Below are 19195 nucleotides of genomic sequence, written 5' to 3'. Positions count from 1 at the left end.
CCGCCCCGAGTCGAGTAGCGTTGCGCCCCATGCGTCTCGTCATTGCCCGATGCTCCGTGGACTACGCGGGTCGGCTCACCGCCCATCTCCCCTCGGCCCCCCGCCTGATCCTTGTGAAGGCGGACGGCAGCGTCTCCATCCACGCGGACGACAGGGCCTACAAACCGCTCAACTGGATGTCCCCGCCCTGCACCTTGAAGGAGGGGACAGGGGACGACACCGGCGTGTGGACCGTCGTGAACAAGGCGGGCGAGAAGCTCATCATCACGATGGAGGAGATCCTGCACGACTCCTCGCACGAGCTCGGCGTCGACCCGGGCCTCATCAAGGACGGCGTGGAAGCACACCTTCAGGAGCTGCTCGCCGACCGGATCGAGACACTGGGCGAGGGGTATTCGCTCATTCGTCGCGAGTACATGACCGCGATCGGCCCGGTGGACATCCTCTGCCGCGACGCCGATGGACAGACCGTCGCCGTCGAGATCAAGCGGCGCGGTGAGATCGACGGCGTCGAGCAACTCACCCGCTATCTGGAGCTGTTGAACCGCGACCCGCACCTGGCGCCGGTCAAGGGCATCTTCGCCGCCCAGGAGATCAAGCCGCAGGCACGCGTTCTCGCCACGGACCGCGGCATCGGCTGCGCGGTCCTGGACTACAACGCGCTGCGCGGCATCGAGGACGACAAACTGCGGCTGTTCTGACCTCTCGTTCGGGGACGGTTGGGTACGTCCGGGTACGGAAGAGGGCCGGTCCTCATGGATCCGGCCCTCTTTCGCGTACGCGTGTCCCTCAGCCCGCCGACGCGCCGCCCGAGTCGCTCGGGGAGCTCATCGTGCTGTTGCTCGCCGAGTCGGAGATGTCGGGCGAGGTGGGCGGGTCTTCGCTCTCGGGCGGTGTCGTCGGCGGGTCGGTGGGAGGCGTCGTCGGCGGGTCCGTGGGCGGAGTGGTCGGCGGGTCCGTCGGCGGCTTGGTCGGCTTCGTCGGCTTGTCCGTGGGCTTGGTGGGCTTGTCGGTCGGCTTCGTCGGCTTGTCCGTGGGCTTCGTCGGCTCGTCCGACGGCTCGCCGCTGTCGCTCGGCTTGCCCGAGGGCTCGCTGCTGCCGCTCGGCGTCGGGTCGTCCGCGGTGCCGGTGACGCCGTCCCTGCCCGGGTCGTCGGGGCGGCTCGTGGAGTCCTTCTGCGGCTTGTCGGCGGTGAGGCCGTTGTCGCCGTCGTCCTCCGTCGCCGACTGCTCCGTCGTGACCTTGTCGCCGTCGGGCGAGTCGTTGTCGGACGTGGCGCCGAGCGTGACGACGGTGCCGAGCACGGCGGCGAGCAGGGCTCCGGCGCCCGCCGCGATCAGGTTGCGCCGGGTGCCGCTGATGATGGAGCGGCGGCTCGGCGCCGGACCCGAACCGGCGCCGGTGACGACGGGCGTCACCCTGCTGGTGACCAGCGTGTCCGGTTCCGCGGGCGGCTCGGGGAGCGCGAAGGCGGCGGGGATGCCGCCGGGGGGCGACGCGGATTCCTCGTAGCGCGCGTCGGGGACCTCCTCGGCGGCGGCGGTGCGCCCACCGGGCAGCGCGGCGCCCGAGCGGTCGGCGACCAGCGCGAGGGCCCTGCGCCCGGAGATCATGCCGCGCTTGTCGGCGAGCACGCCGCGCAGCCCTATGGAGGCCTCGAGCTCGGCGCGGGCCCGGTCGAGCTGCCCCGCGCAGAGCGCGAGGATCCCCAACTCGTGGTGGAAGTACGCCTCTTCGGCGACCTCGCCCGCGTTGCGCGCCGCTTCCTGGCCGGATCGCAGGGCACGCTCCCAGGCGGCCCAGGCGAGTCCGCCCGCGAAGGCGGGCGCGGCGGTGCGGGCGAGCAGGACGGCGGCGCCGCTCTCCGTGGCGACCAGGGCGGCCAGCGCGGCCTGCACGGCGTCGGCCTCGGCGGCGACGCGCTCCGGGGTGACGGAGGGGTGCCCGGCCCACCAGGCGTAGTGCTGGGCGGCGGACAGGGCGTGGGCGGGCGCGTCGTCCGCGTACCCGACGGATTCCAGCTGTGCGCGCACCCCGGCGGCGAGGCGGTAGTGCGCGCCGACCGGGGTGACCAGGGCGCAGCTCACCAGCTCGGCGAGGGCCGCGTCGGCGTGGGTGTGGCCCACCAGGGCGGGCAGGTGGGCCTGGTGCGGCAGCTCGCCGCCGAGGGCGACGGCGAACGTCAGCGTGGCGCGGGCGGAGGGGCTGAGCCGGGAGGCGAGCAGGGCCGCGGGCGCGGCTCCGTCGGCGAGCGAGGGCAGCGGCACGTCCGGTGCGCCGTCGGCGTCGAAGGGCGCGTCGACGGGGGTGTCCCCGAAGTAGCCGAACTCCTCGAAGGCGTGCGGGTCGGCGCGCAGCTGGTCGCGCTGGCGGAGCAGGGCGCCCGCCTGCACGAAGCGCAGCGGCAGCCCTTCGGACTCGAACCAGAGGTCGCCCGCCCAGTTGGCCTCCTCGTCGTCGAGGACGCGGCCGACGGCGCGCTCCAGGAGTTCGAGGCCGCCGCCGCGGCCGAGGCCGCCGAGGAAGACCTCTTCGAGGTGGGAGTCGGGCGAGGGCGCCGCCACGTCGGGCGTCGCGGAGATCAGGAAGGCGCACTCGGGTGTCGCGTCGAGCAGCTCGTCGAGTCCGGCGCCGCCGAACTCCAGGTCGTCCAGGACGACGACCGCGCCGATGTCGTGGACGAGGTCGAGCAGCAGGGCGCGCTCGGGGCGGTGCAGCGGCGCGTCGTGGACGGCCGCGAAGAGGTCGTGGAGCAGCTCTCCGGGTGTCCTGCGGTAGCCGGAGAGGCGGACGACGCCGTCGGGGGCGAGGTCCGCGCAGTCGTCGGCGACGGCGTTGAGGAGCGCGGTGCGCCCCGATCCGGCAGGTCCGGTGAGCCGTACGGAGCGGCCGCGCGCGAGGAGGCGTGCGAGGCGCTCGCGCTCCTCCTGGCGCTCCAGGAGCGGCAGCCGGGGCAGTGCGGGTCCCGGCGGCACGGGCGGCGCCGAGGCCCGGCGCAGCTCGGCGCGGGCCGCCTCGGTCCGCTTGGCGGGCCGCTCGGGGCGTTCCCCGGGCGGGCAGGGTTCGATCTCACTGCCGTCGACGGGGTTGACGGTGAGCAGGAAGTCGCCCGAGACGAGCTGGATGGTGCGGGCGAGTGCGGGTGCCTGCTGGCCGAAGTCGGGCGTCATGGGGTCGCGTGGCGGCCGCCCGGGGCGCGCCGCGTCGTCGTCGTTGCCGTCGTGGCCGTACTCTTCGGGTCCCCGGTTCATCGGGTCCATGGTCCTAGCCCCCCAGATGCGTGGTGTGCAGAGCCCCCTCCGGCCTTCGTGCACACTTCACTGTCGCTTCTGGTCCGGTGCCCCCGTGCGGGTTCGTATATCGGTGGGCGACCGAACCCTAGACCTTTGCTCAGTATCTCCGGGAGGGCGGGGTACCGCCCCGTCCGAGACGTCACAGGTTCGTGAGGATTGTGCGCTCTTCAGGCGTCAGGTCAGGCGTCAGGTCAGGCGTCAGGCTCTGGGAAGCGATTCGACTCCGATGCCACCCTCGATGGCGAGGATCCGGTGCAGCCGGGTCGCGACGAGGAGGCGCTGCATCTGGGGCGGTACGTGGCGCAGGACGAGTCTGCGTCCGCAGCGCCCCGCACGGCGGTGGGCGCCCATGATGACGCCGAGTCCCGTGGCGTCCCACGAGTCGAGTTCCGACAGGTCGAGCACCAGGTCGCCGGCGCCGTCGTCGACGGCCGAGTGCAGGACCGTGCGGGCGTCCGCCGCGCTGCGTACGTCGAGGCGTCCCCCGACGACCAGCTGGGCCTGGTCGCCCCTGATGTGCATATATGCGCTCCCCGAGAGTGCTGTGTCTGCTGTGACGCCCGATACGTAAGGCGTCTGCGTATGTCACTGCAACTGACTGCCACGTGGGCGAGGAAGTTGCCGTCTGTAAGCGAACCGATACCGAATTCACTCCGAGGGGTGACCCGTGCGGCGCCGAGGCGTCAGACGGGGCGTCAGACGGCGTACGTCAGTGCTGGTTCAGTGCTTGTAGAACCCTTGCCCGCTCTTGCGCCCGATGTCACCGGCGTCAACCATCCGGCGCATCAGCTCCGGCGGCGCGAACTTCTCGTCCTGGGATTCCGTGTAGATGTTGCTCGTGGCGTGCAGCAGGATGTCGACGCCCGTCAGGTCGGCGGTCGCGAGCGGTCCCATGGCGTGCCCGAAGCCGAGCTTGCAGGCGATGTCGATGTCCTCGGCGGTGGCCACGCCCGACTCGTAGAGCTTGGCGGCCTCGACGACGAGCGCGGAGATCAGCCGGGTCGTCACGAAGCCAGCGACGTCGCGGTTGACGACGATGCAGGTCTTGCCGACGGACTCGGCGAACTCCCGGGTACGGGCGAGCGTTTCGTCGCTGGTCTTGTAGCCGCGCACCAGCTCGCAGAGCTGCATCATCGGCACCGGCGAGAAGAAGTGCGCGCCCACGACCCGCTCCGGACGCTCCGTCACGGCCGCGATCTTCGTGATCGGGATGGCGGAGGTGTTAGAGGCGAGCACGGCGTCGTCGCGCACGATCTTGTCGAGCGCACGGAAGATCTCGTGCTTGACCTCGAGCTTCTCGAAGACGGCCTCGACGACGATGTCCGCGTCGGCGACGGCGTCCAGGTCGGTGGTGGTCGCGATGCGGGCGAGCGCGGCCTCGGCGTCGTCGGCCGCGAGCTTGCCCTTGCTCACGAACTTGTCGTACGACGCCTTGATCCCGTCGGTGCCACGGGTCAGTGCCTCCTCGGTGACGTCGCGCAGGACGACGTCCCAGCCCGCCTGAGCGGAGACCTGAGCGATACCGGACCCCATGAGTCCGGCTCCGATGACGGCGAGCTTCCGTGCCACTGTTCCGACTCCCCTACCGCTTATCACGCTTGGCTTACACGCTGTTTACGTATGCCTCTTCGGCGCACGTTAGCGTTCGTGAGCGTGCCTGTGGCGGTGAAGAGATACGCGTCACGTCTCAGATGACGGACGTCACACCGGTACGAGGCATTACGCGCCACGCACCGCGTAGTTGAGGACTTTCTCGCTCAGCAGCTCCTCCATCTCGTCGAGCAGCCCGAGCGCTTCGCGGGAGACCTCGGCGGGCTCGCGGCGCTTGGACATCTCGTCGCCGATCCAGGCCATGAGCGTGCTGTGCACCCAGGAGAGCTGGCCCGCGACGAGTCCGGGCAGCGGGTCGGACCCGGCGGCCCCGCCTGCCCCGGTCTCCTCGGCGAGGGTCTCGGTGAGGCGGTCGAGGGCCTCCTGCTGGATCGCCCAGAGCCGGGAGCGCAGGGCGTGCGCCTCGGTGATGACCTTCATGAAGTCGGCCCAGCCGGGGAAGAGCCCGACGGTCGGCGACACGGCCTCCACGTCGGCGCGCAGCTCGCGCAGGACGGCGTCGGCGGCCGACTCCCCGTCGCGGCGCCCGCGCACGTGGCGGGAGAGGCGGTCGACGATGTCGCCGCCCCGGTCGAGGAAGAGGTCCTCCTTCGCCGGGAAGTAGTTGTAGACCGTGTTGACGGAGACGTCCGCGGCGTCCGCGACCTCCGCGACGGTCACGGTGACGAAGCCGCGCTCCAGGAAGAGCCCGGTCGCGATGTCCGAGATCCGCTGTTTGGTCTGCCGCTTCTTGCGCTCTCTGAGCCCCTCAGCCATGCACCCATCGTAGGCATCGTTGGCGCGTCACAAATTTTGCGCCGCATGGATATGTGCGGCACGAGCAATTTTGGGGACGTTGCAAAATTTCAGTGACTCTGTTTTTGTGGTCGCCATGGCAATCATCAGTACCGCCGGTCTCGCCCGGACCTTCCAGACCAAGAACGGCCCCGTGGAAGCCGTGCACGGCATCGACCTGCGCGTCGAGCCCGGCGAGATCCTCGGCCTCCTCGGACCGAACGGCGCGGGCAAGACCACCACCCTGCGCATGCTGACCACGCTGCTCCCGCCCACCGGCGGCGCCGCCACCGTCGCGGGCTGCGACCTGGCCCGGGACCCCGCGGGCGTCCGGAACAAGATCGGGTACGTCGCCCAGTCCGGCGGCGTCGACCCGAACATCTCCGTCCGCGAGGAACTGATCACCCAGGGCCGCCTCTACCGCCTGACCAAGCCCCGGGCCGAGGCGCGCGCCGCGGAACTGGCGCGCGACCTCGGTCTGACCGAACTCCTCGATCGCCCCTGCGCCGCGCTCTCCGGCGGCCAGCGCAGACGGCTCGACATCGCCATGGGGCTCGCCCACCGCCCCGACGTGCTCTTCCTCGACGAGCCGACCACCGGCCTCGACCCGGGCAGCCGGGCGAGCCTGTGGCAGCTGGTGCGGCAGTTGCGGGACGAGCACGGCACGACGGTCCTGCTCACCACGCACTACCTCGACGAGGCCGACGCGCTCTGTGACCGCCTCGTCGTCGTGGACAAGGGCGCCGTGGTCGCGGAAGGCACGCCGAGCGCGCTGAAGCTGCGGTACGGCGGGTCGATCGACGCCACGCTCCAGGACACCTTCCTCGCCATCACCGGGCGCGCCGCCGCCCCCAAGGACACGACCCCCGTCGCCGTCTGACCGCCACGATCCGGGACCCCACCATGCCTGCACTGCTCTCCGACACCGCGCTGATCTTCGGGCGGTACGCCCGGCAGACCCTGCGTTCCACGTTCCAGATCCTCTTCGGCGTCCTCACGCCCCTGCTCTACCTGCTCTTCTTCGGCCCGCTGCTCACCGATCTGCCGCTCGGCTCGCAGGGCGACTCCTGGCAGGTGCTCGTACCGGGGCTGCTGCTCCAACTCGGCTTGTTCGGGGCCACGTTCAGCGGTTTCGCGCTCATCATCGAGAAGCAGTTCGGCGTGGTGGAGCGGATGCGGGTGACGCCCGTGAGCCGCCTCGCGCTGCTGCTCGGCCGGATCCTGCGCGACGCGGCGCTCTTCGTCTTCCAGGCGGTGCTGCTCGTCCTCGCCGCGCTCCTGATGGGACTCAGGGCGCCGCTCGGCGGCATTCTCATCGGCTTCGCGTTCGTGGCGCTCCTGACCGCCGGGCTCTCCGCCCTCTCGTACGCGCTGGCCATGAAGGTCGGCAAGCCGCACGAGTTCGGCCCCGCCGTGAACGCGGTGAGCATGCCCTCGATGCTGCTCTCGGGCCTGATGCTGCCGATGGCGCTCGCGCCCACCTGGCTGGACGTGCTCTCCCACTTCATGCCGTTCCGCTATCTGGTCGACGCGGTGCGGGCGGGGTACGTCGGGGCGTACGCGACGACGACCATGCTGTACGGGGTCCTCATGGCGCTCGGCTTCGTGGCGCTGTCCGTGACGGTGGGCACACGTGTCTTCCAGAAGGCCGGAGCGTAACTACGCTGGCCGCATGGTCAATCTGACGCGCATCTACACCAGGACCGGCGACAAGGGCACCACGGCCCTCGGCGACATGAGCCGCACCGCCAAGACCGATCTGCGGATCGCGGCGTACGCCGACGCCAACGAGGCCAACGCGGCCATCGGCACGGCGATCGCGCTCGGGCAGCTCGACGCGGAGGTGGTGAAGGTCCTGGTCCGGGTCCAGAACGACCTCTTCGACGTGGGCGCCGACCTCTCCACGCCCGTCGTCGAGGACCCCAAGTACCCGCCGCTGCGCGTCGAGCAGTCCTACATCGACAAGCTGGAGGGCGACTGCGACCGCTTCCTGGAGGAGCTGGAGAAGCTGCGCAGCTTCATCCTGCCCGGCGGCACTCCCGGCGCGGCGCTCCTTCACCAGGCGTGCACGGTGGTGCGGCGGGCCGAGCGCTCCACCTGGGCGGCCTTCGAGGTCCACGGAGCCGGTGAGGAGGGCGGCACCATGAACCCGCTGACCGCCACGTATCTGAACCGCCTCTCCGACCTGCTCTTCATCCTTGCCCGTACGGCGAACAAGTCGGTCGGGGACGTCCTGTGGGTGCCGGGCGGCGAGCGCTAGCGCTTGCTGAGGAGGTCCTCGCGCCGCTCGGCGGGCGGCGCGGCGGGCGCCTTCTTCGGGAAGAGCGTGTACGTCCCCGCGATGATCACGTTGATGCCGATCACCCACAGCATCTTCTGCTGCCACATCCGCAGTGAACCGACGTCCCCGTCACCCTCGACGTACCAGACAGCGCCCTGTAGCAGCGCCATGGCGATCAGCGCGGCGAGCACCCAGCGGGCGGCGATCTTCCACTCGTGCACGGCTCGGGCCGCGCCGTACTTGGGGGTGGACGGCGGCGGGCCGCCCGCGAAGCGGTGGGCGACGCAGACGTCCACCCACTTGACCGTGTAATGGCCGAGGGCCACGGAGTAGCCGATGTAGGCGGCGGCCAGGCCGTGCTTCCAGTCCGGCTCGGCGCCGTTCTTCAGGTCGATCACGGTGGCGACGAAGAGCACGATTTCGAGGAGCGGCTCGCACAGCAGCACGCCGATGCTCGTCCGCGGCATCTTCGCCCCGTAGCGCAGGGCGAGCCCCGCGGCGAGCAGCACCCAGAAGCCGACCTCACAGATGATGATCAGTGTGACGATCACGGCTCACTCCTCCAGTCGCTCCGTCGATCTCCCTTCAAGGGTCCCGGCGCCACGGCGGCCGAACGTCGTCGTCAGTGAGGAATCGCGACTGCATCCTTCGATGTAGCGCCCGGTTCCTCCCTCAGGATCAGGCACGGGACCGGCGCGCCGTGTTGGATGGACGCATGGTCGTGACCCTCCCCCGCCCGCAACGCGTCGACGTGCAGATCGCCGTGGGCAGCCTGCTGTGCGGGCTCGCGCTGTGGGCGCTGGGACTGGAATCCCAGACCGACCGGCCCCTCGGCGACACCTGGGCGCTCGTGCCCCTGCTCGTCCTGACCGGCTGCGAACTGCTGCGCAGCAGCAGACCGCAGTTCGCCCTGGTCACCGCCTCGATCGCGCTGGTGGCCGACCAGTTCACGGCGGGCAACCTCGCGTCGATCCTGATGTTCACGGACGTCATGTACGCCGCCGTCGTCTACGGGACGCCCGCCGCCGCCCGGCGCATCCCGATCACCTCCGGCCTCATCACCGTGGCCCTGACCGTCGGCTTCCTCGCCTGGTGGCAGGACCCGCAGGCCGTGCTCCTCGGGGTGGCGGCCGGCATCGTCTCCTTCACCCCGGCCGCCACCGGCGTGCTGGTGCGCAACCACCGCGAGGCGACCGCGGCGGCGAAGCTGCGGGCCGAACAGACCGCGCTGCTCGCCGAGATGGACCGCGCCCAGGCCGTCTCCGCCGAGCGCGCCAGGATGGCCCGTGAACTGCACGACATGGTGGCCAACCACCTCTCCGCGATCGCCATCCACTCCACGGCCGCGCTCTCCCTGGACGATGCGCAGACCAGCAAGGACGCGCTCGGCGTCATCCGGGAGAACAGCGTCGAGGGGCTCGCCGAGATGCGCCGCCTCATCGGCATCCTGCGCGACGACAGCGGCGACCTCGAACCCGCCGCCGCGCCCACTCTCGACGGCCTCGGCGCCCTGCTCGCGGGCGCCCGCAGGGACGGCCTGGACGTCACGCTCGACGACGCCAGGCCCCCGGAGGGGCCGAAGCTGCCCACGCCGGTGGAGCTCGCGGCGTACCGGATCGTGCAGGAGTCCCTGACGAACGCCCTCAAGCACGCCTCGGCGGGCCGCGTCACGGTCTCCCTCGCCCAGCCACCCCGCGCCCTGACGATCCGCGTGACCAGCCCGTACGGTGATCCGTCCGGGCCCCGCGCCCCGGGCTCCGGAGCGGGCCTCGTCGGCATGCACGAACGTACTGAACTGCTCGGCGGCGCCTTCGAGTCGGGCCCCGAGAGCAGCCCTGACGGCAAGGTCTGGAACGTCTTCGCGACCCTGCCCGTCGACCCCGCGGACGAAGGAGCCAAGGAATGATCCGGGTGTTGGTCGCCGAAGACCAGTCAGCCGTGCGCGCGGGACTCGTGCTCATCCTGCGCAGCGCGCCCGACATCGAGGTCGTCGGCGAGGCGGCGGACGGCGAGGAGGCCGTCGCGCTCGCCCGTGAACTCCGCCCCGATCTGGTCCTGATGGACGTGCAGATGCCGCGCCTGGACGGGGTGTCGGCGACGCGTCAGGTGGTCGCGGAGGGCCTCGCGGACGTGCTGGTCCTGACCACCTTCGACCTCGACGAGTACGTCTTCGGGGCGCTGCGGGCGGGCGCTTCCGGGTTCCTCCTGAAGAACACCGAGGCGAGAGACCTCATCGAAGCCGTCCGCACGGTCGCGCGCGGCGAGGGCCTGATCGCGCCCGCGGTCACCCGCCGTCTGATCGCCGAGTTCGCCGCCCCGGCGACTGCCGTACGGGGCGAGAACGCGCCGGACCCCGCGATCCTGGACTGCCTCACCCGCCGGGAGCGTGAGGTGCTCTCGTGCATCGGCAAGGGGCTGTCGAACGCGGAGATCGCCGACCGTCTCACCATGGCGGAGGCGACGGTGAAGACGCACGTCAGCCGGATGCTCGGCAAGCTGGAACTGCGCAGCCGAGTGCAAGCCGCCGTCCTGGCACAGGAGTTGGGAGTCTGATCCGCGGGCCGGGCGGAAGGCCGTCGCGATCCGGCCAATGGTTCAGACCTCTTGACCGATGGTCCAGACCTTTCTATTCTCGCCGCACTGCGGTGAGCACTCCCCCACGTGTCCACGTGCTCACGGGCGGCGCAGGGTCCCAACCCCGTAGACCCCCGGAACTCACCCGAGGAGCACCTCGTGCGCTTCACAGACAGCAACGCTCGCTCGAGACTCAGAGTCAGACACAAAGCCGTGGCGGGATTCACCACTCTGCTGCTGCCGCTCGCCACCCTGGTCGCCCTCGGCGGGTCCGCCGAGGCGGCCCCCGACGCGGCGCCAGAGGCCACCGCCACGTACGCCAAGACCCAGGACTGGGGCGGCGGCTTCGAGGGCAAGTGGACGATCAAGAACACCGGCACCACCAGCATCAGCTCCTGGAACGTCGCCTGGGACTTCCCCTCCGGCACCAAGGTGACCTCCGCCTGGGACGCCACCGTCACCAACTCCGGCAACCGCTGGAGTGCCAAGAACCTCGGCTGGAACGGGACGCTCGCCCCCGGCGCCTCGGTCTCCTTCGGGTTCAACGGCTCGGGCTCCGGCTCCCCCTCCAAGTGCGAGCTGAACGGCGCGAGCTGTGACGGCGGCAGCGTCCCCGGCGACAACCCGCCGAGCGCCCCCGGCACGCCGACCGCCTCCGGCATCACCGACACCTCGGTGAAGCTCGACTGGAAGGCCGCCACCGACGACAAGGGCGTCAAGAACTACGACGTCCTGCGCGACGGCGCCAAGGTCACGACGGTGACGGGGACTTCGTACTCCGACACGGGTCTGACCAAGGGCACCGACTACTCCTACACCGTCCAGGCCCGCGACACCGCCGACCAGACCGGCCCCGCCAGCGGCGCCGTGAAGGTCCGCACCACGGGCAGCACCGACCCGGGCCCCGGCCCCGGCGACAAGGTCAAGCTCGGCTACTTCACGGAGTGGGGCGTCTACCAGCGCAACTACCACGCGAAGAACATCGCGACCTCCGGCTCGGCCGACAAGATCACGCACATCAACTACAGCTTCGGCAACGTCCAGGGCGGCAAGTGCACCATGGGCGACGCCTACGCGGCGACCGACAAGGCCTACACCGCCGACCAGAGCGTCGACGGCGTCGCCGACACCTGGGACCAGCCCCTGCGCGGCAACTTCAACCAGCTGCGCAAGCTCAAGGCCAAGTACCCCAACGTCAAGATCCTCTGGTCCTTCGGCGGCTGGACCTGGTCCGGCGGCTTCACCGACGCCATGAAGAACCCGTCCGCCTTCGCCAAGTCCTGTCATGACCTGGTCGAGGACCCGCGCTGGGCCGACATCTTCGACGGCGTCGACCTGGACTGGGAGTACCCCAACGCCTGCGGTCTGTCCTGCGACACCAGCGGCCCGGCCGTCTTCAAGAACATGATGCAGGCCTTCCGCACCGAGTTCGGCTCCAAGAACCTCGTCACCGCCGCCATCTCCGCTGACGGCTCCGACGGCGGCAAGCTCGACCTGGCCGACTACGGCGGCGCCTCGCAGTACGCCGACTGGTACAACGTGATGACGTACGACTTCTTCGGCGCCTGGGACGCGAAGGGCCCGACGGCCCCGCACTCCCCGCTCACGTCCTACCCCGGCATCCCGAAGGACGGCTTCAACTCCGCCGCCGCCATCTCCAAGCTGAAGGCCAAGGGCGTGCCCTCGGCCAAGCTCCTGCTCGGCATCGGCTTCTACGGCCGCGGCTGGACCGGCGTCACGCAGAAGGACCCGGGCGGCACGGCGACGGGGGCCGCACCCGGCACCTACGAGGCGGGCATCGAGGACTACAAGGTCCTCAAGAACTCCTGCCCCTCCAACGGCACGGTCGCGGGCACGGCGTACGCCCACTGCGGCAGCAACTGGTGGTCCTACGACACCCCGGCGACGGTGCGCGCGAAGATGAGCTGGGCCAAGCAGCAGGGGCTCGGGGGCGCGTTCTTCTGGGAGTTCAGTGGAGACACCGCCAACGGTGAGTTGGTGTCTGCCATCAATGACGGCCTGAAGTAGTACGCGCCGTCCCCCTAAGACGAAGCCGGGAAGACAGGATCGCCCCCTGTCTTCCCGGCTTCTCCATGTCGCGTGGGCGCTCAGGCCACATTGACTCGCTGGCCCGGCGGGGCCGCCTCCAGCCACGCCAGGAAACCCGTCAGCGCGTCCTCGCCCATCGCCAGCTCCAGGCGGGCGCCACGGTGCAGGCAGCCCAGGACGATGGCGTCGGAGAGCAGGGCCAGCTCCTCCTCGCCGTCCGGGGCGCGGCGGTCGACGACCTCGATGGCCGAGCGTTCCAGGATGCGCCGGGGGCGGGGAGCGTACGAGAAGACCCGGTACCACTCGACCCGGTCACCGTTGTAACGGGCGACCCCGTACCCCCAGCCCTTGCCGGAGGTGTCGCCCTTCTCCGGGGCGTCCCAGCGCAGGCTGCAGTCGAAGGTGCCACCGGAGCGCTGGATCAGCCGGCGCCGCAGTCCGAAGACGAAGAGCCCCACCAATACCAGCACGATCAAAGCAAGTCCGCACACGAGCAGAGTGAGGATCATCGGCACCGACCTCCTCGCCTCTACCGTCGGTCGAAGGACCGACAACGGACCAATACATTGCACCCGCATTGCCTCAGCCGCGACCCGGTCCGGAACCTTCCCGGACCTGGCCGCGGCTGAGTCACGTTACGCCGCGCGCTGGGGTCAGCGCGGTGCCACCGCACGCAGTCGGACGTCGGCGCGCCGCTCGGCGGACGCGTCAGCGTCCGACTTCGCGCGCTCCAGCGCCCGCTCCGCACGCTGGACGTCGATCTCGTCGGAGAGCTCCGCGATCTCGGCCAGCAGCGACAGCTTGTCGTCCGCGAAGGAGATGAATCCTCCGTGGACAGCGGCGACGACAGTGCCGCCGTCGCTCGTACGAATGGTCACAGGGCCCGATTCCAGCACACCGAGAAGCGGCTGGTGACCGGGCATGACGCCGATGTCGCCGGACGTGGTGCGCGCGACGACCAGGGTGGCCTCACCGGACCAGACACTGCGGTCCGCTGCGACCAGCTCGACATGCAGCTCAGCAGCCAAGGGTGGCTCCTCGGGTCACCACCCGGCGGTTCAGCCGGGTGTTGGGTCAAATTCTAGTGGGCGTACGGAGAAGGGCGGGACACGGCCCCCGCGGGACGTGCCCGCCCCTCTCCGTCAAGAGCTACTGAGCTCAGGAGACGCCGAGCTCCTTGGCGTTCTTCTTGAGGTCCTCAAGACCACCGCACATGAAGAAGGCCTGCTCGGGGAAGTGGTCGTACTCGCCGTCGCAGATCGCGTTGAAGGCCGTGATCGACTCCTCGAGGGAGACGTCCGAGCCGTCCACGCCGGTGAACTGCTTGGCGGCGTGCGTGTTCTGCGACAGGAAGCGCTCCACGCGACGGGCACGGGCGACGACGAGCTTGTCCTCTTCGCTGAGCTCGTCGATACCGAGGATCGCGATGATGTCCTGGAGGTCCTTGTACTTCTGGAGGATCCCCTTGACACGCATGGCGGTGTTGTAGTGGTCCTGCGCGATGTAGCGCGGGTCCAGGATGCGGGACGTGGAGTCCAGCGGGTCCACGGCCGGGTAGATGCCCTTCTCGGAGATCGGACGGGAAAGCACCGTCGTCGCGTCGAGGTGGGCGAACGTGGTGGCCGGGGCCGGGTCGGTCAGGTCGTCCGCGGGGACGTAGATCGCCTGCATCGAGGTGATCGAGTGACCACGGGTCGACGTGATGCGCTCCTGGAGGAGACCCATCTCGTCGGCCAGGTTCGGCTGGTAACCCACCGCGGAGGGCATGCGGCCGAGCAGGGTCGAGACCTCGGAACCGGCCTGCGTGAAGCGGAAGATGTTGTCGATGAAGAACAGCACGTCCTGCTTCTGCACATCGCGGAAGTACTCCGCCATGGTCAGACCGGCCAGGGCGACGCGCAGACGCGTGCCCGGCGGCTCGTCCATCTGGCCGAAGACCAGCGCGGTCTTGTCGAGAACGCCGGCCTCCTCCATCTCGACCATGAGGTCGTTGCCCTCACGGGTGCGCTCGCCGACACCGGCGAAGACGGAGACACCGTCGTGCAGCTTGGCCACACGGACGATCATTTCCTGGATCAGCACGGTCTTGCCGACACCGGCACCACCGAACAGACCGATCTTTCCACCCTTGACGTACGGGGTGAGAAGGTCGACGACCTTCAGGCCGGTCTCGAACATCTCGGTCTTGGACTCGAGCTGGTCGAAGGCCGGGGCCTTGCGGTGGATCGTCCAGCGCTCGGCCTCGGCGACCGTGGACGGGTCGTCGTTCAGGACCTCACCGAGGGTGTTGAACACCCGGCCCTTGGTCACGTCGCCGACCGGCACCGAGATGCCCTTGCCGGTGTCGGTGACGGGCGCCTGGCGGACCAGGCCGTCGGTGGGCTGCATCGAGATCGCGCGGACCACGCCGTCACCCAGGTGCTGGGCGACCTCGAGGGTCAGCGTCTTCTTCGCACCCTCGGTGGCCGGGTCGTCGACCTCGACGTGCAGGGCGTTGTAGATCTCCGGCATCGCGTCGACGGGGAACTCCACGTCGACGACCGGGCCGATCACCCGGGCGACGCGGCCCGTGGCAACGGCCGTCTCAACAGTGGTCGTCATTACTTGTCACTCCCCGCGGTCGCGTCGGCCAGCGCTGCTGTGCCGCCGACGATCTCGCTGATTTCCTGGGTGATTTCGGCCTGGCGGGCCGCGTTGGCAAGCCGGGAGAGGCTGTTGATCAGATCCCCGGCGTTGTCGGTCGCCGACTTCATCGCGCGGCGCGTGGCGGCGTGCTTGGAGGCAGCCGACTGGAGCATCGCGTTGTAGATACGGCTCTCGACGTAGCGCGGCAGCAGGGCGTCGAGGACGTCCTCCGCCGACGGCTCGAAGTCGTACAGCGGAAGGATCTCGCCCTTGGTGGACGACTCCTCCGCGACGTCTTCGAGACTGAGCGGCAGCAGCCGGCTTTCGATGGCCGTCTGCGTCATCATCGAGATGAACTCGGTGTAGACGATGTGGATCTCATCCACGCCGCCCTCCGCCGTCTCCTTCTCGATCGCCTCGATCAGCGGCACCGCGACCTTCTTGGCATCCGCGTACGAAGGCTCGTCGGTGAAGCCCGACCACGACTCCACGACCTTGCGCTCGCGGAAGTTGTAGTGGGCCAGACCGCGGCGGCCGACGATGTACGCGTCGACCTCCTTGCCCTCGGCCTCGAGGCGCTCGGTGAGCTTCTCCGCGGCCTTGATGGCGTTGGAGTTGAAGGCGCCGGCCAGTCCGCGGTCGCTCGTGAGGAGCAGCACCGCGGAACGGGTCGCCGTCTCCGCCTCGGTCGTCAGCGGGTGCTTCGTGTTCGAGCCAGTGCCGACCGCCGTGACCGCGCGGGTGAGCTCGGTCGCGTACGGGGTGGAGGCCGTCACCTTGCGCTGCGCCTTGACGACGCGCGAGGCAGCGATCATCTCCATCGCCTTGGTGATCTTCTTGGTCGCGGTGACGGATCGGATGCGACGCTTGTAGACCCGGAGCTGGGCTCCCATGAGTCAGGTCCCTTCCTTACGTCACTTGGCAGCGGCCGGAGCGTCCTCGCCGAGAAGCTTCCCGTCCGAGGTCTCGAACTGCTTCTTGAACTCCGCGATGGCGTCGCCGATGGCCTGCAGGGTGTCGTCCGACATCTTGCCGCCCTCCTTGATGGAGGTCATGAGGCCCTGCTCCTTGCGGTGCAGGTACTCGAGGAGCTCGCGCTCGAAGCGGCGGATGTCGTTGACCGGCACCTCGTCCATGCGACCGGTGGTGCCGGCCCACACGGAGACGACCTGGTCCTCGGTGGCCATCGGCTCGTACTGCGGCTGCTTGAGCAGCTCGACCATGCGCTGGCCGCGCTCGAGCTGGGCCTTCGACGCGGCGTCCAGGTCGGAACCGAAGGCGGCGAACGCCTCCAGCTCACGGAACTGGGCGAGGTCCACGCGCAGTCGTCCCGAGACCTGCTTCATCGCCTTGTGCTGCGCGGAACCACCGACTCGGGAGACGGAGATACCGACGTTCAGCGCGGGGCGCTGACCGGCGTTGAAGAGGTCCGACTCCAGGAAGCACTGGCCGTCGGTGATGGAGATGACGTTGGTCGGGATGAACGCCGACACGTCGTTCGCCTTGGTCTCGACGATCGGCAGACCGGTCATCGAGCCCTTGCCCAGCTCGTCCGAGAGCTTCGCGCAGCGCTCGAGCAGACGCGAGTGCAGGTAGAAGACGTCACCCGGGTAGGCCTCGCGCCCCGGCGGGCGGCGGAGCAGCAGGGACACGGCGCGGTAGGCGTCGGCCTGCTTCGAGAGGTCATCGAAGATGATGAGGACGTGCTTGCCCTCGTACATCCACTGCTGGCCGATGGCCGAACCGGTGTACGGCGCCAGGTACTTGAAGCCGGCCGGGTCGGACGCCGGGGCGGCGACGATGGTCGTGTACTCGAGCGCGCCGGCCTCTTCGAGGGCACCGCGCACGGAGGCGATGGTGGAGCCCTTCTGACCGACGGCGACGTAGATGCAGCGCACCTGCTTGTTCACGTCGCCCGAGCGCCAGTTGTCGCGCTGGTTGATGATCGTGTCGACGGCCAGGGCGGTCTTGCCCGTCTGGCGGTCACCAATGATCAGCTGACGCTGGCCACGGCCGATCGGGGTCATCGCGTCGACGGCCTTGTAGCCGGTCTCCATCGGCTCGTGCACCGACTTGCGCTGCATGACCGTGGGGGCCTGCAGCTCAAGGGCGCGACGTCCGCTGGTCTCGATCTCGCCGAGGCCGTCGATCGGGGTGCCGAGAGGGTCGACGACGCGACCGAGGTAGCCCTCGCCCACGGCGACGGAGAGCACCTCACCGGTGCGCTGCACCGGCTGGCCCTCCTCGATACCGCTGAACTCGCCGAGGACGACGGCACCGATCTCGCGCTCTTCCAGGTTCAGCGCGAGACCGAGGGTCCCGTCCTCGAACTTCAGCAGCTCGTTCGCCATCGCCGAGGGGAGGCCCTCGACCTTGGCAATACCGTCGCCGGCGACGGTGACCGTACCGACCTCCTCGCGCGAGGCCGCGTCCGGCTTGTACGCCTGGACAAAGTTCTCCAGCGCGTCCCGGATCTCCTCCGGCCGGATCGTGAGCTCCGCCATCTGGGTTCCCTGCTCTCCTTGTTGGGCCCGAAGTTTTCTTGGGGGGTCTGGGGTCAGCCCCCAGGAATCCTCTGCACGGCCCAACTAGGGCCGTAGGTCATGCTTGTTCTTTTACTGTCCTGCCACGCGACGACCGGCGTCCGCGATGCGGTCCGCGACGCTGCCGTTGATGACCTCGTCGCCCACCTGGACCGTGATCCCGCCGAGGACCCCGGGGTCCACGTCGAGGTTGAGGTGCATCGGGCGTCCGTACACCTTGGCCAGGACGGCGCCGAGGCGCTCCTTCTGCTGGTCCGAGAGCGGAACAGCGGAAGTGACGACGGCGACCATACGGTTGCGGCGGTCCGCGGCCAGCTTGGAGAGGGACTCCAGTCCGTCTTCCAGGCTACGTCCACGCGGCGCGGTCACAAGGCGCTCGATCAGCCGCTCCGTGACGTCCTCGGCGCGGCCGCCGAGCAGGCTGCGCAGCAGCTCGCTCTTGGCCGTACCGGTCGCGGCGCGGTCCGTGAGCGCGGACCGAAGCTCGGTGCTGGACGAGACGATCCGGCCGAACCGGAAGAGCTCGTCCTCGACGTTGTCCAGGGCGCCGGTCTTCTGCGCGCCGGTCAGGTCGGCGAGGTTGGCGAGCTCCTCGAGGGCGTCCACCAGATCGCGCGACGACGACCAGCGCGAGCGCACCATGCCGGCCACCAGGTCGGCGGTCTCGCCGCTCACCTGGCCGGACAGCAGGCGTCCCGCGAGCTCGGCCTTGGCCTCACCGGACTGCGCCGGGTCGGTCAGGACCCGACGCAGCGAGACCTCGCGGCCGAACAGCGCCGTGACGGCGGCCAGCTCGTCCGCGAGCCGCTTGGCGTCGACCGAGGTGCTGTCCGTCAGCGCGTCGAGGCGCTCGCGCGCGGCGGCCAGGGCCTCGCGGCTAGCTCCGTGCGCTGTCATCGAGCAGCCTCGGCCTTCTCCTCGAGCTCGTCGAGGAAGCGGTCGATCGTGCGGCTCTGCCGGGCGTGGTCCTCAAGGGACTCGCCGACGAGCTTGCCGGCCAGGTCGGTGGCCAGCTGGCCCACGTCCTGACGCAGCGACTGCGCGGCGGCCTTGCGGTCTGCCTCGATCTGGGCGTGACCGGCGGCCACGATCTCCTCGCGCTGACGCTGGCCCTCGGCCCGCATCTCGGCGATGAGCTGGGCGCCCTGCTCCTGCGCCTCCTGGCGCAGACGCGCGGCCTCGTGCCGGGCCTCGGCGAGCTGAGCCTTGTACTGCTCAAGCACGCTCTGGGCCTCGGTCTGAGCGGCCTCGGCCTTCTCGATACCGCCTTCGATCGCCTCCCGGCGCTCGTCCAGAACCTTGTTGATGTTCGGGAGGAGCTTCTTCCAGAAGAAGAAGAAGACGATGGCGAAGGCGATGGCGCCGACGAGCAGCTCGGGGCCGGGCGGGATGAGCGGGTTCTGCTCTTCCTCGGCCGCCAGCTGAACCAGGTTGGCGATCACAT

General features: G+C 69.8%; 19 protein-coding genes. 7 read left to right on the top strand and 12 right to left on the bottom strand.

Annotated elements, in window-relative coordinates; all coding sequences use genetic code 11:
- The first annotated feature begins 29 nt into the window (after nucleotides 1-29).
- Nucleotides 30-701 carry an endonuclease NucS gene (nucS, locus tag ABZ953_RS15035; protein ID WP_361722504.1) on the top strand — a complete coding sequence of 224 codons (672 nt, stop codon included), beginning with the start codon at nucleotides 30-32 and terminating at the stop codon, nucleotides 699-701.
- An 88-nt stretch (nucleotides 702-789) separates the two neighbouring features.
- On the opposite strand, the gene ABZ953_RS15030 is transcribed toward nucS, so the two are convergent.
- From ABZ953_RS15030 to ABZ953_RS15015, 4 genes are all read right to left on the bottom strand, one after another.
- Nucleotides 790-3261 carry an ATP-binding protein gene (locus ABZ953_RS15030; protein ID WP_361722501.1) on the bottom strand — a complete coding sequence of 824 codons (2472 nt, stop codon included), beginning with the start codon at nucleotides 3259-3261 and terminating at the stop codon, nucleotides 790-792.
- Between the two features lie 231 nt (nucleotides 3262-3492).
- Nucleotides 3493-3816, bottom strand: a complete 324-nt coding sequence (locus ABZ953_RS15025) for an STAS domain-containing protein (RefSeq protein WP_030792181.1) — start codon at nucleotides 3814-3816, stop codon at nucleotides 3493-3495.
- A 198-nt stretch (nucleotides 3817-4014) separates the two neighbouring features.
- Nucleotides 4015-4863, bottom strand: a complete 849-nt coding sequence (locus tag ABZ953_RS15020; protein ID WP_361722497.1) for a 3-hydroxyacyl-CoA dehydrogenase family protein — start codon at nucleotides 4861-4863, stop codon at nucleotides 4015-4017.
- A gap of 150 nt (nucleotides 4864-5013) precedes the next feature.
- Entirely contained in the window at nucleotides 5014-5661 is a 648-nt protein-coding gene (locus tag ABZ953_RS15015) for a TetR/AcrR family transcriptional regulator (RefSeq protein WP_361722494.1), read from the bottom strand.
- 115 nt (nucleotides 5662-5776) lie between these two features.
- Between ABZ953_RS15015 and ABZ953_RS15010 the strand changes: the two genes are divergently transcribed.
- Genes ABZ953_RS15010 through ABZ953_RS15000 form a run of 3 tightly spaced genes read left to right on the top strand, consistent with a single transcriptional unit; the run spans nucleotide 5777 to nucleotide 7939 of the window.
- On the top strand, nucleotides 5777-6559 hold the full coding sequence (locus ABZ953_RS15010; protein ID WP_361722491.1) for an ATP-binding cassette domain-containing protein: 783 nt from the start codon (nucleotides 5777-5779) through the stop codon (nucleotides 6557-6559).
- A gap of 23 nt (nucleotides 6560-6582) precedes the next feature.
- Entirely contained in the window at nucleotides 6583-7338 is a 756-nt protein-coding gene (locus ABZ953_RS15005; protein ID WP_361722488.1) for an ABC transporter permease, read from the top strand.
- A gap of 13 nt (nucleotides 7339-7351) precedes the next feature.
- Nucleotides 7352-7939, top strand: coding sequence for a cob(I)yrinic acid a,c-diamide adenosyltransferase (locus ABZ953_RS15000; RefSeq protein ID WP_361722485.1), 588 nt, complete (start codon nucleotides 7352-7354; stop codon nucleotides 7937-7939).
- Here ABZ953_RS15000 and ABZ953_RS14995 read toward each other — a convergent pair.
- Complete coding sequence (locus ABZ953_RS14995; RefSeq protein WP_361722482.1) at nucleotides 7936-8511, bottom strand: hypothetical protein; 576 nt, start codon at nucleotides 8509-8511, stop codon at nucleotides 7936-7938. The genes ABZ953_RS15000 and ABZ953_RS14995 overlap by 4 nt on opposite strands.
- A gap of 164 nt (nucleotides 8512-8675) precedes the next feature.
- On the opposite strand from ABZ953_RS14995, the gene ABZ953_RS14990 reads away from it, so the two are divergent.
- From ABZ953_RS14990 to ABZ953_RS14980, 3 genes are all read left to right on the top strand, one after another.
- Complete coding sequence (locus tag ABZ953_RS14990) at nucleotides 8676-9866, top strand: histidine kinase (protein ID WP_361722479.1); 1191 nt, start codon at nucleotides 8676-8678, stop codon at nucleotides 9864-9866.
- Entirely contained in the window at nucleotides 9863-10513 is a 651-nt protein-coding gene (locus ABZ953_RS14985; protein WP_361722476.1) for a response regulator transcription factor, read from the top strand. Before ABZ953_RS14990 ends, ABZ953_RS14985 begins: the two co-directional genes overlap by 4 nt.
- A gap of 234 nt (nucleotides 10514-10747) precedes the next feature.
- Nucleotides 10748-12562 (top strand): glycoside hydrolase family 18 chitinase, encoded by a 1815-nt coding sequence (locus ABZ953_RS14980; protein WP_361722473.1) that lies wholly within the window; start codon nucleotides 10748-10750, stop codon nucleotides 12560-12562.
- An 80-nt stretch (nucleotides 12563-12642) separates the two neighbouring features.
- On the opposite strand, the gene ABZ953_RS14975 is transcribed toward ABZ953_RS14980, so the two are convergent.
- The 7 genes from ABZ953_RS14975 to ABZ953_RS14945 form a co-directional block, all read right to left on the bottom strand.
- Complete coding sequence (locus ABZ953_RS14975; protein ID WP_361722470.1) at nucleotides 12643-13092, bottom strand: DUF2550 domain-containing protein; 450 nt, start codon at nucleotides 13090-13092, stop codon at nucleotides 12643-12645.
- A gap of 144 nt (nucleotides 13093-13236) precedes the next feature.
- Nucleotides 13237-13611 (bottom strand): F0F1 ATP synthase subunit epsilon, encoded by a 375-nt coding sequence (locus ABZ953_RS14970; protein WP_361722467.1) that lies wholly within the window; start codon nucleotides 13609-13611, stop codon nucleotides 13237-13239.
- Nucleotides 13612-13741: 130 nt separating this feature from the next.
- On the bottom strand, nucleotides 13742-15184 hold the full coding sequence (atpD, locus tag ABZ953_RS14965) for a F0F1 ATP synthase subunit beta (RefSeq protein WP_361722464.1): 1443 nt from the start codon (nucleotides 15182-15184) through the stop codon (nucleotides 13742-13744).
- A complete protein-coding gene (locus ABZ953_RS14960; protein ID WP_361722461.1) occupies nucleotides 15184-16101 on the bottom strand; it encodes a F0F1 ATP synthase subunit gamma in 918 nt (305 codons plus the stop codon). The genes atpD and ABZ953_RS14960 overlap by 1 nt, the downstream gene beginning before the upstream one ends.
- A gap of 21 nt (nucleotides 16102-16122) precedes the next feature.
- The gene (atpA, locus tag ABZ953_RS14955; protein WP_361722458.1) at nucleotides 16123-17712 is read right to left on the bottom strand and encodes a F0F1 ATP synthase subunit alpha; all 1590 of its coding nucleotides are present in this window, start codon (nucleotides 17710-17712) and stop codon (nucleotides 16123-16125) included.
- 111 nt (nucleotides 17713-17823) lie between these two features.
- Nucleotides 17824-18648, bottom strand: coding sequence for a F0F1 ATP synthase subunit delta (locus tag ABZ953_RS14950; RefSeq protein WP_361722455.1), 825 nt, complete (start codon nucleotides 18646-18648; stop codon nucleotides 17824-17826).
- On the bottom strand, nucleotides 18645-19193 hold the full coding sequence (locus ABZ953_RS14945) for a F0F1 ATP synthase subunit B (protein ID WP_361722452.1): 549 nt from the start codon (nucleotides 19191-19193) through the stop codon (nucleotides 18645-18647). Before ABZ953_RS14945 ends, ABZ953_RS14950 begins: the two co-directional genes overlap by 4 nt.
- Nucleotides 19194-19195: the final 2 nt, after the last annotated feature.

This window comes from Streptomyces sp. NPDC046465 (assembly GCF_040646035.1).
Taxonomy (GTDB): domain Bacteria; phylum Actinomycetota; class Actinomycetes; order Streptomycetales; family Streptomycetaceae; genus Streptomyces.
Note: the sequence above shows the minus strand (reverse complement) of the source record. Positions and strands in the feature narration are given on the sequence as shown.

Bases quoted from the DNA above. Each gene is read 5' to 3' on its own strand.
- nucS (WP_361722504.1), top strand. From the start codon at position 30: ATGCGTCTCGTCATTGCCCGATGCTCCGTGGACTACGCGGGTCGGCTC.
- ABZ953_RS15030 (WP_361722501.1), bottom strand. From the start codon at position 3,261: ATGGACCCGATGAACCGGGGACCCGAAGAGTACGGCCACGACGGCAAC.
- ABZ953_RS15025 (WP_030792181.1), bottom strand. From the start codon at position 3,816: ATGCACATCAGGGGCGACCAGGCCCAGCTGGTCGTCGGGGGACGCCTC.
- ABZ953_RS15015 (WP_361722494.1), bottom strand. From the start codon at position 5,661: ATGGCTGAGGGGCTCAGAGAGCGCAAGAAGCGGCAGACCAAACAGCGG.
- ABZ953_RS15010 (WP_361722491.1), top strand. From the start codon at position 5,777: ATGGCAATCATCAGTACCGCCGGTCTCGCCCGGACCTTCCAGACCAAG.
- ABZ953_RS15005 (WP_361722488.1), top strand. From the start codon at position 6,583: ATGCCTGCACTGCTCTCCGACACCGCGCTGATCTTCGGGCGGTACGCC.
- ABZ953_RS15000 (WP_361722485.1), top strand. From the start codon at position 7,352: ATGGTCAATCTGACGCGCATCTACACCAGGACCGGCGACAAGGGCACC.
- ABZ953_RS14990 (WP_361722479.1), top strand. From the start codon at position 8,676: ATGGTCGTGACCCTCCCCCGCCCGCAACGCGTCGACGTGCAGATCGCC.
- ABZ953_RS14985 (WP_361722476.1), top strand. From the start codon at position 9,863: ATGATCCGGGTGTTGGTCGCCGAAGACCAGTCAGCCGTGCGCGCGGGA.
- ABZ953_RS14975 (WP_361722470.1), bottom strand. From the start codon at position 13,092: ATGATCCTCACTCTGCTCGTGTGCGGACTTGCTTTGATCGTGCTGGTA.
- atpD (WP_361722464.1), bottom strand. From the start codon at position 15,184: ATGACGACCACTGTTGAGACGGCCGTTGCCACGGGCCGCGTCGCCCGG.
- ABZ953_RS14960 (WP_361722461.1), bottom strand. From the start codon at position 16,101: ATGGGAGCCCAGCTCCGGGTCTACAAGCGTCGCATCCGATCCGTCACC.
- atpA (WP_361722458.1), bottom strand. From the start codon at position 17,712: ATGGCGGAGCTCACGATCCGGCCGGAGGAGATCCGGGACGCGCTGGAG.
- ABZ953_RS14950 (WP_361722455.1), bottom strand. From the start codon at position 18,648: ATGACAGCGCACGGAGCTAGCCGCGAGGCCCTGGCCGCCGCGCGCGAG.